At 64.3% G+C, this 14,118-nt stretch carries 15 protein-coding genes; 8 read left to right on the forward strand and 7 right to left on the reverse strand.

The window, feature by feature from the left end:
• Positions 1 to 10: 10 nt before the first annotated feature.
• The 4 genes from ACFPFG_RS09765 to cadR form a co-directional block, all read right to left on the reverse strand.
• Complete coding sequence (locus tag ACFPFG_RS09765; protein ID WP_016451578.1) at positions 11 to 1,324, reverse strand: TolC family protein; 1,314 nt, start codon at positions 1,322 to 1,324, stop codon at positions 11 to 13.
• Positions 1,325 to 1,458: 134 nt separating this feature from the next.
• A complete protein-coding gene (locus ACFPFG_RS09770) occupies positions 1,459 to 1,932 on the reverse strand; it encodes a hypothetical protein (RefSeq protein WP_012202408.1) in 474 nt (157 codons plus the stop codon).
• A complete protein-coding gene (locus tag ACFPFG_RS09775; RefSeq protein ID WP_012202409.1) occupies positions 1,929 to 2,450 on the reverse strand; it encodes a MerR family transcriptional regulator in 522 nt (173 codons plus the stop codon). The genes ACFPFG_RS09770 and ACFPFG_RS09775 overlap by 4 nt, the downstream gene beginning before the upstream one ends.
• A gap of 163 nt (positions 2,451 to 2,613) precedes the next feature.
• Positions 2,614 to 3,054: a Cd(II)/Pb(II)-responsive transcriptional regulator gene (cadR, locus tag ACFPFG_RS09780; protein ID WP_012202410.1), complete on the reverse strand. Its 441-nt coding sequence runs from the start codon at positions 3,052 to 3,054 to the stop codon at positions 2,614 to 2,616.
• A 232-nt stretch (positions 3,055 to 3,286) separates the two neighbouring features.
• Here cadR and ACFPFG_RS09785 point away from each other — a divergent pair, with 232 nt between their 5' ends.
• The 4 genes from ACFPFG_RS09785 to ACFPFG_RS09800 all read left to right on the forward strand — a co-directional run bounded on the left by ACFPFG_RS09785 (position 3,287) and on the right by ACFPFG_RS09800 (position 9,728).
• Positions 3,287 to 6,160, forward strand: a complete 2,874-nt coding sequence (locus ACFPFG_RS09785; RefSeq protein WP_174484806.1) for a heavy metal translocating P-type ATPase — start codon at positions 3,287 to 3,289, stop codon at positions 6,158 to 6,160.
• The gene (gene lspA / locus ACFPFG_RS09790) at positions 6,150 to 6,656 is read left to right on the forward strand and encodes a signal peptidase II (RefSeq protein ID WP_016451581.1); all 507 of its coding nucleotides are present in this window, start codon (positions 6,150 to 6,152) and stop codon (positions 6,654 to 6,656) included. The genes ACFPFG_RS09785 and lspA overlap by 11 nt, the downstream gene beginning before the upstream one ends.
• Before the next feature lie 87 nt (positions 6,657 to 6,743).
• Positions 6,744 to 7,547, forward strand: a complete 804-nt coding sequence (locus ACFPFG_RS09795; protein WP_012202413.1) for an undecaprenyl-diphosphate phosphatase — start codon at positions 6,744 to 6,746, stop codon at positions 7,545 to 7,547.
• Between the two features lie 231 nt (positions 7,548 to 7,778).
• A complete protein-coding gene (locus tag ACFPFG_RS09800) occupies positions 7,779 to 9,728 on the forward strand; it encodes a cytochrome c/FTR1 family iron permease (protein ID WP_012202414.1) in 1,950 nt (649 codons plus the stop codon).
• Between the two features lie 63 nt (positions 9,729 to 9,791).
• Here the strand turns inward: ACFPFG_RS09800 and merA are convergent, their stop codons facing one another.
• Genes merA through merT form a run of 3 tightly spaced genes read right to left on the reverse strand, consistent with a single transcriptional unit; the run spans position 9,792 to position 12,133 of the window.
• Positions 9,792 to 11,480, reverse strand: coding sequence for a mercury(II) reductase (merA, locus tag ACFPFG_RS09805; protein WP_047219395.1), 1,689 nt, complete (start codon positions 11,478 to 11,480; stop codon positions 9,792 to 9,794).
• An 11-nt stretch (positions 11,481 to 11,491) separates the two neighbouring features.
• Complete coding sequence (gene merP / locus ACFPFG_RS09810) at positions 11,492 to 11,770, reverse strand: mercury resistance system periplasmic binding protein MerP (protein WP_012202416.1); 279 nt, start codon at positions 11,768 to 11,770, stop codon at positions 11,492 to 11,494.
• Between the two features lie 12 nt (positions 11,771 to 11,782).
• The gene (merT, locus tag ACFPFG_RS09815; protein WP_046239654.1) at positions 11,783 to 12,133 is read right to left on the reverse strand and encodes a mercuric ion transporter MerT; all 351 of its coding nucleotides are present in this window, start codon (positions 12,131 to 12,133) and stop codon (positions 11,783 to 11,785) included.
• Between the two features lie 71 nt (positions 12,134 to 12,204).
• Here merT and merR point away from each other — a divergent pair, with 71 nt between their 5' ends.
• The 4 genes from merR (at position 12,205) to ACFPFG_RS09835 (ending at position 14,110) form a co-directional block, all read left to right on the forward strand.
• Complete coding sequence (merR, locus tag ACFPFG_RS09820; RefSeq protein ID WP_012202418.1) at positions 12,205 to 12,612, forward strand: Hg(II)-responsive transcriptional regulator; 408 nt, start codon at positions 12,205 to 12,207, stop codon at positions 12,610 to 12,612.
• 175 nt (positions 12,613 to 12,787) lie between these two features.
• A complete protein-coding gene (locus tag ACFPFG_RS09825; protein ID WP_016451582.1) occupies positions 12,788 to 13,117 on the forward strand; it encodes an ArsR/SmtB family transcription factor in 330 nt (109 codons plus the stop codon).
• A 12-nt stretch (positions 13,118 to 13,129) separates the two neighbouring features.
• Positions 13,130 to 13,600: an ArsI/CadI family heavy metal resistance metalloenzyme gene (locus ACFPFG_RS09830; protein ID WP_012202420.1), complete on the forward strand. Its 471-nt coding sequence runs from the start codon at positions 13,130 to 13,132 to the stop codon at positions 13,598 to 13,600.
• Between the two features lie 12 nt (positions 13,601 to 13,612).
• Positions 13,613 to 14,110, forward strand: a complete 498-nt coding sequence (locus ACFPFG_RS09835) for an arsenate reductase ArsC (RefSeq protein ID WP_012202421.1) — start codon at positions 13,613 to 13,615, stop codon at positions 14,108 to 14,110.
• The last annotated feature ends 8 nt before the right edge of the window (positions 14,111 to 14,118 follow it).

Here is a 14,118-nt window from a genome sequence, read left to right on the forward strand (position 1 = left end):
TCGGTTGTGCTCAGGGGCGGGGTGCGGCCGTGTCGTGACCAGCCGGCACCAGGTAGTTCAGTTGTGCCCACAGGCGCGCCGCGCCCATTTCCAGGCGCAAGCGTTCGACGCGCGTGTCAATCTCGGCGCGGCGTGCCTCTAGCACCGCGGTCAAGGTGCCCGCGTTGCCGCGGTAGGCGGCGATCGAGGCGCGCGTGCGCTCGGTGGCCAGTGGCAGCAGCGAGCTGTCGTAGCGCGCCAGGCGCTCTCGGTCGCTGCGCCATTCCTGCAGCATCGCCAGTGCCTCGGCCACATGGGCGCGCGTGGCTTCCTCGCGCTCGGCGCGCTTTTGCTCGACACTGGCGAGCTTGGCGGCCAGCTCGCGGTCCTGGCGGTTTTTCTGGTCCCACTGCAGCGGGATCGAAACATTGAGCGAGACCATGTTCGAGTAGGCCGGGCCGCGCTGGCTGTACATCAGCTCGACGCTCACATCGGTCTTCTTGTTGGCTTGCGCGATGTCGGCTTCGGCCTGCGCGACCTCTTCCTGCTTTTGCATCACGGCGATTTCAGGGTGGTGGGCCAACTGGGCTTCCAAATCCTGCGGGCTCAGGCGAACCGTATCCAATGCCGGAACCGAGCCCAGGGGATCGCTTGCGACGGAGCCAATCCAGCGCGCCAGTTGCGTGCGGGCCGTGGCGACCTGGCGCTCGGCCTGCTCGATGCGGTCGTCGATCTGGGCGACCGCCGAACGGGCGGCGAACACATCGGCTTGCGTGCCGCGCCCGCCCCGGTAGGCGGCATCAGCGGCGTCGATCTGCAGGCGCGCTTCGTCGCGCTGGGTCACCAGCATGTCGCGCACACGCTCCTGGAAGAGACGGTCCAGCCAGGCCAAGGCGGTGTCGCGCTGCAGGTTGGCGAGCGCCAGGCTGCGCCCGGCCTCGGCGACTTCGGCCTCGCGCTCGTAGCGCCCGGCACGGGCCTTGAGTTTGTCTTCGCGTGTGAACTCCTGCATCACGCCGATGGAGCGCATGGTCATGAAGTCGCGCGTCGGGCTGAACCGATCCGCGCCGTTGACGGGCAGGTTGTTGATGCCGAGCTTGAGGGTGGGGTCTGGCCGCTGTCCGGCGGCGACCGCCATGTCCCGTGCGGCCGATGCCGTCGCATCCTGGGCCACGAGCGCGCGAGAACGGGTTTGTGCCAGGCGCAGCGCCTGATCCAGCGTCAGGCCGTCGGCGGCATGGGCTGCACCGGCGCCCATGGCGAATGCCGCAACGATGCCGGCAGCAAGCCTGCGCCATGGCACAGCGCCGCCCGGCGTGCGGAAAGAAAAAGAGTCGATGAACATGGGATCTCCAGTTGACGAATGCCATCAGGTCGAATGGAGCTTGGCGGGGGCGAGCGGAAACTCGCGGACACGCGCAAGCGCGACCGATCGGTCTGGTTCAGCCGGCTCAGGCCGGCCGCACCAGCGTCAGGAGATCAAATGCGAAAACAGCAGTGCAGGATGGCGTGCGGCGGAGACGCCGCGACGCGCCGGAATATCACGTCGGCCGAAGGCCAGCCATGCCCGAGAGGCTCGGGTTGCACCGGAAGGGTGTAGAGGGTCGTCAGCAGCGCCGCGGGTACGGTCGGGGCCGACGCATGGTCGGCGCTTTGCTGGCCGAAACGGCAGTGCTCTACGCACAAGTTGGCGGCGTTGTCGTCGATTTGGTCGCAGCTCGCCATGGCGGCCATGTCTGACGTTGCGACCATGTCGGGCGACACGGCCATCGCAGCACCGGCCTCATCACCGGGCATCGCCGCGGCCGACGCATTCAGGGCCATCGTCGGAAGCGACTGCGGCATGCCCGACAGTGCGGGGCAGGCGTAGGCAGCGATGGCCAACTGGCCGAAGACCAGCACACCGAGCATCAGCCGGCAGACGAATCGCCTGAACATGCGCGTCATCGTCATGCGGCCACCCCATCAGTGCGGTGATAGGCTTCAGCGCCCGGCCGCACGGATCTGCGTCGGCCGGCAACGCTTGCCTGCGCAACGAGGCTCGGATCGGCGATGGCCGGATCTAAGTCCTGCTCCCCGGTCAGCGCGGCGATGATCGAACAGGCCGAACCTTCTGGCGCTTTGGCGCAGCAATCGGCCAGATTTTCCAGCGCCGAGGCCATCGACTGCAGGTCGGCCACGCGCTCCCGGATCTCCGCGATGCGTTCGCGGGTGATTTCCCGCACGCGCAGCCGATCACGCTTGGTACTCAAGGACATCAGTTCGGCGATGTCCTCCAGCGAGTACCCCAATGCCTGAGCCCGCTTGATGAAGCGCAGACGACGGACATCGTCCTCCGAATACTGCCGGAAGCCGCCGTCCACGCGATCCGGCGCAGCCAGCAATCCACCGCGCTGGTAATAGCGCACCGCCTCCACGCCAACGCCTGCCGCGTCGGCGAGTTTGCGTATGGTGAATGCATGGGTCGGCATGGGGAAAAGAATGGCTCAGGCGATCGAACGACGAAAAGACTCTATGTCTGTTGTTTGGTACGTAGTTTAGGCGGTCTTGCCGGCGCATGTCAACACAGCCTTCGCCTGCTGCCAGTGCTTGCGCACAGGCGTCTTGCCCTGCGCCATCGATAGATCTGTTTGACTACGCTTCCCGCTGCGCTGCAGAGACCAGCTCGCCAAGGATGCCGCACTCTTTCGCTTGATGTCCTGCGGAGCAGCGGGCGCGCAGCGTCGTCAGTTGCCTTTCCAGTGCTTTCAAGCTGGTCAGGCGGGCACGCACCCTCGCAATCTGCTCGTCGACCAGCCGGTTGATGTCCGCGCAATCCTCATCCGGACGGGATGTGAAGTTCAGGAGCCGCCTGACATCGGCCAGAGGAATGTCCAAGGCCCGGCAGTGGCGGACAAAGGACAGTCCATCGATGTGTTCCGTCCCGTATACCCGGTATCCATTGGTCTGCCGAGCTGGCGGCGGCAACACCCCCGTCCTCTCGTAGAACCGGATCGTGTCGGTGTCCACGCCGGTGGCGTGGCTCAACTCGCCAATTTTCATCGCAGAACACTCACATGTTGTCAGGACATGCATCGTAGCCGCTTGACCTTGGAGCTACTCCAAGGTGTGAAATAGCCCTTGTAAATGAAAGCACAAGGGGAACGGCACCTGTCGCAACGCTGTCGGCGTCTGCGCTTTGGCTCTCCTGCGCGGAGACTGGCAAAGCTGGCCCGTCTCACCACCTGACTCTTGAAGAAGAACGGATCGATCCATGAAAGCAGACACCGAAACCTCCTGCACCACGGCGTGCTGTTCAGCGAGCGCCATGAGCGCAGCGGCGACCGTTGAGCCACTCGTGACCCACTTCGGGATAGCCAACATGGATTGCCCCAGCGAGGAGGCTCAGATTCGCAAGCGCTTGGCGCAGGTCGATGGCGTCCGGGATATGGCTTTCGACTTGACCCGTCGCCGCCTTGAGGTCACACACGAACCAGCTGGACAGAACGCCATCCTGCGCGCGCTGCACGACATCGGCATGCGGGCGGTCGTGGAACCCGCGCCGCAGCAGGTCATCTACTTCATCAAGGAGATGGACTGTCCCAGCGAAGAGCGCCAGTTGCGCTCGATGCTGGAGCCACTGGCGGGCGTGCAGGCGGTGGACTTCGATCTGAAGGCCCACACGCTGACGGTGACCCATTCGCTGACCGATACAGCCCCGATTGCCAGGACCATCGAAGGCCTGGGAATGAAGCCGGTGGAAAAGACGGCGGGCAGCATGCCAATCGCTGTCGAAGCCCTCATCCCCAGCACGGCGGCGTCGCAAACCCCGGCACCGGCGACAGGGAACGGTACACGCTTCCTTATTCCGAACATGGATTGCCCTACCGAAGAGGCAACGATCCGCAAGCGCCTTGGTGCGGTCGATGGCATCGAACGGCTGGATTTCGACCTGATGGGGCGACGGCTCGATGTCCAGCACCGTCTGCCCGACCCCGCGCCGATCCTCAAGGCCCTGAACGATGTAGGCATGAAGGCCAGCATTGAGCACGCTGACGACACCGGGCCGCAGGGCCAGGCCGTGTACCTGATCGAAAAAATGGACTGCCCGACCGAGGAGGGCCTGCTGCGCAAGGCGCTCGAAGGCATGCCTGGGGTGAAGGCCCTGGATTTCAACCTGATGGGCCGCACGCTGACCGTGAGCCACGAGCTTGTCGATCTGGCTCCGGTGACCAGCGCGATCGAGCGGCTCGGCATGGCTCCAGTGCTCCAAAGCGCCTCCGACCCGGCGCCATCCGCTCCCCGTGAGTTCGGCACCGGCATCTCGCGCGGGCAATGGATTCGGATGGCGGTCTCCGGCGTGCTGGCGCTCGGCGCGGAGGCCATGGTCTTCGCGGGTGCTCCCGAGGCCTCCTGGCCCATCATTCTTGCTTGCCTCGCGGCCATCGGCCTGGGTGGGGTCGAGACCCTCAAGAAGGGCTGGATCGCGCTGAAGACGCGTTCGCTGAACATGAACCTGTTGATGACGGTCGCCGTCATCGGCGCGGCGCTGATCGGCCAGTGGCCCGAGGCGGCGGTGGTCATCTGGCTCTTCGGCATCGCCGAGATGATCGAGGCCTTGAGCCTGGATCGGGCCCGCAATGCCATCCGCAAGCTGATGGACCTGGCGCCAGAGAACGCATTGGTGCGCCAGCCCGACGGTCAATGGCGCGAGGTCAAGGCGGATACCGTGCCACTCGGAAGTGTTGTGCGGGTGCGTCCGGGCGAACGCATCGCACTGGATGGCGAAGTCGTCGCGGGACAGTCGTCGGTGAACCAGGCGCCGATCACCGGCGAAAGCATGCCGGTGGAGAAGACCGCCGGTGCCACGGTCTTCGCCGGCACCATCAACGAGCGCGGCACGCTGGAGTTCCGCGTTACCTCGCGCAAGGGCGAAACCACCCTCGACCGCATTGCACGATCGGTCCAGGAAGCGCAGGGACAACGCGCGCCCACGCAACGCTTCGTGGACAAGTTCGCCGGCATCTATACACCCGCGGTGTTTGCGCTTGCCCTTGCCGTGGCGGTCATTCCTCCGCTCGCTTTCGGGCAGCCCTGGTTCGAATGGGTCTACAAGGCGCTGGTGATGCTGGTCATTGCCTGCCCCTGCGCATTGGTGATCTCCACGCCGGTTACCGTGGTCAGCGGCCTGGCAGCTGCCGCACGCCGAGGCATCCTGGTCAAGGGCGGTCTTTACCTCGAACAAGGGCGGCACCTGAAATCGGTGGCCCTGGACAAGACCGGGACCCTGACCCATGGGCGCCCCGCACTGACCGATGTCATATCGCTGCGCGGCCTGCCGAAGGAAGAAGTTCTGCGCATTGCAGCGAGCATCGATGCTCTGTCGGAGCATCCTGTGGCCACCGCCATCGTGGCGGGCTACAACCAACCGCATGCCCAGGTGGACAAGTTCGAGGCGATCCCTGGACGCGGCGTCAAAGGCAACGTCGATGGAGATGTCTATTACGTCGGCAACCACCGGCTGATCAAAGAGCTGGGACTTTCAACACTTGAGGTCGAGACTCAGCTCGATGCGTTGGAGTACCAGGCCAAGACCGTTGTGCTCCTCGCCACGGACCAGCAAGTACTCGCCCTGCTGGCCGTGGCCGACACAGTGCGCGACACCAGCCGGCAAGCGATCGCCGAACTCAAGTCGCTGGGAATCGAACCAGTCATGTTGACTGGCGATAACGCGAAAACCGCGCAAGCCGTGGCTGCCCAGGTCGGCATCACCAGCGCCAAGGGCGAGTTGCTGCCGCAGGACAAGCTGCAGGCAATCGAAGAACTGCTCTCACGCGGGCCAGTCGGCATGGTGGGCGACGGCGTCAACGACGCACCGGCATTGGCCAAGTCGAGCATAGGCTTCGCAATGGGCGCAGCTGGCACCGACACGGCAATCGAAACGGCCGACGTCGCATTGATGCAGGACAACCTGCGCAAGCTTCCAGAGTTCATCCGGCTGTCACAGCGCGTAGCCGGCATCCTGACGGCCAACATCGTCTTTGCGCTTGGAACAAAGGCGGTGTTCATGGCCTTGGCCTTTACTGGACATGCAAGTCTGTGGCTGGCGATTCTGGCCGACATGGGTGCCAGTCTGGCGGTCGTTTTCAATGGGATGCGCTTGCTGCGGTCGTCTGAGGACATCAAGCCACATGGCCATTGATAGGGCTGTCTTGCGGATGTACCTGTTGGCCGTGACGGTGCTTGCCGCCGACGTAGCGACCAAGGCGGCCATCGTCGCGTGGATTCCCTTGTATGGCTCCCATGAAATCACGCCATGGTTCAACATCGGGCATTGGCTGAATCCAGGCGCGGCCTTCAGCTTCTTGGCGCAGGCGGGTGGGTGGCAACGCGGCTTTTTTATTGTTATTGGCGTCGCTGCTTCTGCCTTTCTCACCTGGCTCATTGCCCGCGAGAAGACTGCAACACCTGAGGCCGTGGGCTATGCAGCAATTCTCGGCGGCGCGCTCGGCAATGTTCTTGATCGAGTGCGGCATGGGGCCGTGGTGGACTGGCTCGATTTTCATTGGGGCGATTGGCACTGGCCTGCGTTCAATGCAGCCGACGTTGGCATCACCCTGGGAGCGGGGCTTCTGCTGATCGCCGCGTTTCGCGGCCGCGGCCGAAACGGCGCAGATTCCCATTCGCCAGCACGATGATCCAGATTTTCATTGACACATGCGGAGCCGTGAGCACGGCTTCGGAGAAACCGATGTCCCACTCGGCGCTACCACTGCCGCCTGCAAATGCACGCTGAACTCGTTCTCAAGACGCTAATGATGGGCGTCGTCGAAGGCATCACGGAATTCTTGCCAGTCTCCTCGACGGGGCATTTGATCCTAGCGGGCAATGCGCTCTCATTCCTTGCGAAAGAGAAGCGCGACGTCTTTGAAGTGTTCATCCAGTTCGGCGCGATGCTCGCGGTCATCTGGGAATATAGGGCTCGTCTGGCAAGCGTTGTTGTCTCAGCGCATGCCGACCAAGGCTCCCGCCGGTTTTTAGTGAACCTTGCCATTGCATTTATGCCCGCGGCAGTGCTCGGACTGCTGATTGGATCTCATGTGCAGAGGCTGCTTTTCAGTCCGGGGCCGGTGGCCGTCGCACTCGTTGTCGGTGGCATCGCGATCCTGTGGGCTGAGCGACGCCCCGTGCAAGTGAAGGCTGAGCGTGCCGAACAGATCAGCCGAATCGACGCACTGAAGATTGGTTTCGTGCAGTGCCTTGCGCTCTGGCCGGGTACTTCGCGCTCAGGCGCGACGATTATCGGCGGGCTATGGTTCGGGGCTTCGCGGCAGGCTGCGACGGAGTTTTCGTTTTTCCTCGGCATTCCAATCTTGGGGGCCGCCTCGGTATACAACCTCTTCAAGCACTGGGGCGCATTGTCGAGCGACGACATCGGCGTTTTTGCAATGGGTTTCATTGCTTCTTTCGCATTTGCGCTGCTTGCGATACGCCTTCTGATGCGTTATTTGACCGGACATGGATTTGGAGTTTTTGCGTGGTATCGCATTGCACTGGGAACGCTAATCTTGGTAGCGGTCGCCACGTAACCTTTCACTGGCGATGACGACGACCCATGTGGACGCTGTTGAAGGCCTTCTGCACAACAGGCCGTGGCGCAGGGCCATACGTGCAGCGAAAGGTGCGCGGCGTAGTTAGCCCCATCATTTTTCGCCGGCAACAGGCAAATCTTCGTTTTAGAACCTTCGCTCGCACTGCATCGTGCAACGCCCAGTGGTCCGAGTCATCGATAAAATGAGAATCAATAACATTTATACATCATGAAAATGCTTTCTCTTTGCGCCAGGCGATTCCTGGCAATAGCCGCGTTGTTCGCACTCTGGTCGGCTTCTCCCGCCTGGGCTGCCGCCCCTGCCGCCAGCGACCAGGCCAAGCAGACCTGGCAATTGCTGGACTACCTCGCGGTTGACTACGGCGGCGCGGTGAGCAACGGCCAGATTCAAAGTGCCAGCGAGTACGAGGAGATGAAGGAGTTCGCGGCAACCGCCGCACAGCAGCTTGCCGCACTGCCGAGCACTGCGGCGCTGCCCGAGTTGCAGCGGCAGGCCAAAGCGCTCGGAGACCTCATCGCCGCAAAGGCGGACGCCAAGGCCGTGGCCGACAGCGCCCATTCGCTGGCCGCAGCGCTGGTCAAAGCCTATCCGTTTCCGCTCTCGCCGACCCAGCCGCCGGATCTCGCACGCGCCAAGGTGCTGTTTGAAGCCAACTGCGCGGCATGCCACGGGGCAACCGGTGCAGGCGACGGCCCGCTCGGCGCCAAGCTCGAACCGCCGCCGATCGCCTTCACCGATCGTGATCGTGCCCGTTCGCGCAGCGTGCTCGCGCTGTACCAGGTCATTTCTCAAGGCGTGACCAGCACGTCGATGCCCAGCTTCGCCACGCTCTCCGACGAGGATCGGTGGGCATTGGCATTTTTCGCCGGCACACTGTCGCATGACGATGCCATGCGCGCACGCGGCGAACAGTCCTGGGGGCGAGACGCCAGCGCCAAGGCTGTCTTTCCCGACCTGGCTGCTGCCGCCACCTTGACCGAAGCCGCCTTGTCCGAGCGGATGCCCCCGGACGCAGCCCGCGACCTCACCGCCTATGTTCGCCGCCACCCGGAAGTCACCGCTGCCGCGAGCGGCTCGGGCGGACTGGCCTTGGCCCGCACACGCCTTCAGGAGAGCCTTGCCGCGGCGCGCGCGGGCGACCGGGCCAGCGCAACGCGCCTGGGCCTGTCGGCCTACCTGGATGGATTTGAGCCTCTGGAGCCGGCATTGCGCGCACGCAACCAGACACTTCTCACGGAAGTCGAAAACGCCATGCTGGCCTATCGCGGCGCGCTCGCCGGCGGGAAACTGGAACAAGCCGATGCCACGGCGCAGAAGCTGGACTATCTCTTTGCCCAGGTGGACGCCGAACTCGGCGCGGACAAGGCAGACCCGCTGACCACGTTCATCGCCTCCCTCACCATCCTGCTGCGCGAAGGGGTTGAAGCGCTGTTGATCGTCGTGGGCATGCTGGCCTTCCTGAAGAAGGCAGAACGGCGCGATGTGCTGGGCTATGTGCATGGCGGCTGGATGGCCGCACTGGCTTGCGGTGGCCTGACCTGGGCGGTGGCCACCTACTTCGTGAGCATCAGCGGCGCAAGCCGTGAGGTGACCGAGGGGGTTTCATCCCTGTTTGCGGCCGTTGTGCTGCTGAGCGTCGGGCTCTGGATGCACCAGAAAAGCACGGCGGGCAAGTGGCAGGCCTACCTGAAGGAAAAACTCTCCGCAGCCATGACGCGGCGTTCGGCATGGGCATTGTTCGCCTTGTCGTTCATTGCGGTCTACCGCGAAGTTTTCGAGACGGTGCTTTTCTATTCGGCCCTGGCCGGCGACGGCAACAATGGAGCCCTGCTCGGTGGATTGGTGGGCGGAGTGGCCGTTCTGGCCGTCCTCGCATGGTTCATGCTGCGCACCAGCGCCCGCATGCCGATCGGCAAATTCTTCAGTCTCAGCTCGATCCTGGTAGCGGTGCTCGCGGTCGTGCTCGCCGGCAAGGGGGTTGCCGGCCTCCAGGAGGCCGGCCGGTTGAGCGCCAGCCCGATCCATTGGCCGCGCATCGAAGTGCTTGGCATCTATCCGTCAGCGGAAACCGCCATTGCGCAAGCCGTGGTGCTTGCCGTTGCTCTGGCAGGCTTTGCCATGAACGCCGTGAAGGCGCGAAATCCCCGGCCCGCGTGAAACAAGCCGGCGTCACTGCCGAGCGTGACTCCTGGAAAAAATCGCGCTCAGCAAGAGATGACGCTATCCGGCACAGCAGGACAGCTGCTTCACGTCCTTGCTGAAGGTCTGCGCCGCGAGCTTCAGGCCCTCGACCATCGTCAGGTAGGGGAATAGCTGATCGGCCAGCTCCTGCACGGTCATCCGGTTGCGGATCGCCAGCGCCGCCGTCTGGATCAGTTCGCCCGCTTCCTGCGCGACCGCCTGCACGCCGATCAGCCGTCCGGTGCCGGCCTCGGCAACCAGCTTGATGAAGCCGCGCGTGTCGAAGTTGGCCAGCGCCCTCGGCACGTTGTCGAGCGTGAGCGTGCGGCTGTCGGTCTCGACGCCGTCGTGGCGCGCTTGCGCCTCGCTGTAGCCCACCGTCGCCACCTGCGGATCGGTGAACACCACGGCCGGCATCGCCGTCAGGTCCAGCGTCGCGTCGCCGCCGGTCATGTTGATGGCGGCGCGCGTGCCGGCCGCCGCCGCGACGTAGACGAATTGCGGCTGGTCGGTGCAGTCGCCGGCCGCGTAGATGTGCGGCGCGCTGGTACGCATGGTGTGGCTGACGAGGATGGCCCCCTGGGGATTGACCTCGATGCCCGCCGCTTCGAGGTTCAGCGTGCGGGTGTTCGGCGCGCGCCCCGTGGCAATGAGCAGCTTGTCGGCGCGCAGCTCGCCGCGATCCGTCGTCAAGATGAACTCTTCCTCTGCATGGGCGACTCGACTGGCCTGGACATGCTCCAGCACCTCGATGCCCTCGGCACGGAACGCGGCCGTGACGGCTTCGGCGACGGCGGGGTCTTCGCGAAAGAGCAGTGTGCTGCGCGCGAGGATCGTGACCTGGCTGCCCAGCCGGGCAAAGGCTTGCGCCAATTCGACTGCCACCACCGACGAACCGATCACGGCCAGCCGCGAGGGAATGGCATCGCTCGCCAGCGCCTCGGTGGAGGTCCAGTAGGGAGTGCCCTTCAAGCCAGGAATCGGCGGGAGCGCGGGGCTCGCACCAGTGGCGATGAGACAGCGGTCGAAGGCCACCGTGCGCTCACCGCCTTCCGCCAGTTGCACGGTCAGGCAGTTTTCATTCATGAAACGGGCCTCGCCATGCAGCACGGTGATAGCCGGGGTGCTCTGCAGGATGCCTTCGTACTTGGCATGGCGCAGCGCATCGACGCGGCCTTGTTGCTGGGCCAGCAGCCGCTCGCGCAGAATGGACGGCGGCGTGGGCGGCAGGCCGGCATCGAACGGGCTTTCCCGGCGCAGATGCGCAATGTGCGCGGCGCGGATCATGATTTTGGACGGCACGCAGCCGACATTGACGCAGGTGCCGCCGATGGTGCTCCGCTCGATTAGCGTCACGCGCGCGCCTCGCTCGACCGCCTTGAGTGCCGCCGCCATCGCCGCGCCGCCACTGCCGATCACGGCCACATGCAGCGCCCGCTCGCCACCACCGTGACTCGGTTCGCTGCCCAGCCAGCCCAGCGCCTTGCCCAACAAGCCCGCAGCCTTGTTCGGCGTGTCGGACACCCGTGCGCGGTAACCGAGCGCGGCCATCGCCGCGACCAGCGGACCATGGTTCATGTCCGCATCCGCCTCGACCTCGGCCCGTCGCCGCGGATAGGACACCGAGGCCGAGCGCACCCCGGGCACCTTCTCCAGCGCCTCTCTGACGTGCTCGGCGCACGACGCGCAGGTCATGCCGTCGATGTGCAAGGCGATCGCTTCGGCCATGGCGGGCAACCTCACTGCTTGACGGTGGCGGGGTAGCCCGCGTTTGCGGTGGCCTTGGCCAAGGCCCCGGCGTTGGTCTTGGCATCGTCGAAGGTCACGACGGCTTCCCGCTTTTCATAGCTGACCTCGGTCTTCTGGACCCCGGCCACCTTGAACAGGGCCATCTTGACCGTGATCGGACACGACGCGCAGGTCATATCGGGCACCGACAGTGTGACGGTCTTGGTGGCGGCCCACGCCGGAGCGCCCAGGGTAACGGCCAGGGCAATAGCGGTGGCAAGTTTCTTCACGGTGGATTCCTCTCAATAGAACAACGGCAGGACGTACGGAAAAGCGAGGGCAATCAAGACCAGCGCGACCACGATCCAGAAAATGATCTTGTAGGCCGTCCGCACGCGGGGCACGGCGCAGACCTCATCCGGCTTGCAGGCGTGAACCGGCCGGAAGATGCTGCGCCAGGCGAAAAACAGCGCCATCAGGGCCGCGCCGATGAAAATCGGCCGGTAGGGTTCCAACACGGCCAGGTTGGCGATCCAGGCGCCCGAGAAACCGAGCAAGACCAAGATGAGGGGGCCGAGGCAACAGGCCAACGCAAGAATGGCGGCGAGGCCGCCAGCGGCCAGGGCGCCACGCCCGCTCTTGGGTTCCGACATATGGTTTTCCTTCCGGGACTTCGCTTGATGCTGTAAGGTTACTTCCGTAGTCAACTACGGAGTCAAGCGTCATGGAAAGCGCCTCGGACAATCTGACCATCGGCGCCTTTGCCAAGGCGGCCACAGTCAATGTGGAGACGATCCGGTTCTATCAGCTCAAGGGCTTGTTGCCCCAGCCGGAGCGGGCCTACGGCCGCATCCGCCGCTACGGGCCGGCAGATGTGGCGCGGGTGAAGTTCGTGAAGTCAGCCCAGCGCCTGGGGTTCAGCCTGGATGAAATCGGCCAGCTTCTGAAACTTGAGGACGGCACCCATTGCAATGAGGCGGCGGAGCTGGCCTCGCTGCGGCTGGCCGATGTGCGCGCCCGCCTGGTGGACCTCACACGGATTGAGGCGGCATTGTCGAAATTGGTGGGTGAATGCGACGCGCACCATGGCAATGTGTCCTGCCCGCTGATCGCGGCATTGCACTGCTGTTGAGCGGAGAAGTTCGGCCGTTCACCTCGCGGCGAAGGGGCGGACAGGCAAGCGCGGCGCGCGAACCAGATTTAAGGTATTGAGCCGGAGGCGCGATGGGATCAAGACCGGATGGCCACAATTCGGCGCGATAGTGCCCTTTTGCACATTAATTCAATAAATGTTGTATTATCGAAATATGAAAGAGACCCAAGCCGTTTCCGCCCTCGGCGCCCTGGCCCACACCCAGCGCCTGCGGGTTTTCCGCGCCCTGGTGGTCGCCGGCCCCGAAGGGCTGACACCCAGCGCCCTCGCCGACCAGCTCGACGTGGCCCGCAATTCCCTGTCCTTCCACCTGAAGGAGCTGGCCCATGCCGGCCTGGTCACCATCGAGCAGCAGGGCCGCAACCTGATCTACCGCGCCGACTTCACCCAGATGAACGGACTGCTCGGCTACCTGACCGAGCACTGCTGCCAAGGCAGCACATGCGAGGTCAGTGATTCCTCCTCTGCCTGTACTTCCTGCTGAAAGGATCTCCCCATGAAGCGCTTTCACGTTCACCTGCACGTCGATGACCTGAACCGCAGCATCGGCTTCTATTCCCAACTGTTCGCCGCGCAGCCCGCGCGTGTCGAGGGCGACTACGCCAAGTGGATGCTCGAAGACCCGCCGGTCAACTTCGCTATCTCCACACGGGGCAACAAACCAGGCATCGACCATCTGGGCATCCAGACCGACGATGCGGAGGAATTGGCCGTGCTGAAGGCACGCGCCGAGGCGGCCGACATGGCGCTGCTCGACGAAGGCACCACCACCTGCTGCTACGCGCGCAGCGAGAAGCACTGGATCACCGATCCGCAGGGCGTGGCCTGGGAACACTTTCATACGCTGGGCAGCATCCCGGTCTTCAACGAAGCGGCGCCTGCAACGGGTTCTGCCGCAGCCTGCTGCGCCCCGGCGCGCGGCAAGCCGGTGGGCGTTGCGGTGAAGCCGGCTTCGTCCTGCTGCTGATGTGAGACATCCATGACCACCAACAAGACCTACAACGCCCTGTTCATCTGCACGGGTAACTCGGCCCGCTCCATCCTGGCCGAAGGCATCCTCAATGAATTGGGCCAGGGGCGCTTTCGCGCCTACTCGGCGGGCAGCCACCCCAAGGGCGAAGTCCACCCGCTGGCGCTTGCCACGCTGGAACGGCTGCATATGCCGATCGTCGGCTACCGCAGCAAGAACTGGGACGAGTTCGCGGCGCCCGGTGCACCGGAGCTGGATTTCATCTTCACGGTGTGCGACAACGCCGCCGGCGAGGTCTGCCCCGTATGGCCTGGGCGCCCGATGTCAGCGCATTGGGGTGTGCCTGATCCTGCAGCCGTTGAAGGCACCGACGAGCAGAAGCGCAAGGCGTTCACGGATGCGGCGCTGACCTTGCGCCGGCGCATTGAGCTGTTCCTGTCGCTGCCATTGCAGCGGCTCGATGCCATGTCGCTGCAGCACGAGCTGCGCAGCATTGGTACGAAGTGAGGTCTGCG

Origin of the sequence: Delftia deserti (assembly GCF_042653485.1) — a bacterium.
Classification (GTDB): Bacteria; Pseudomonadota; Gammaproteobacteria; order Burkholderiales; family Burkholderiaceae_C; genus Comamonas; species Comamonas acidovorans.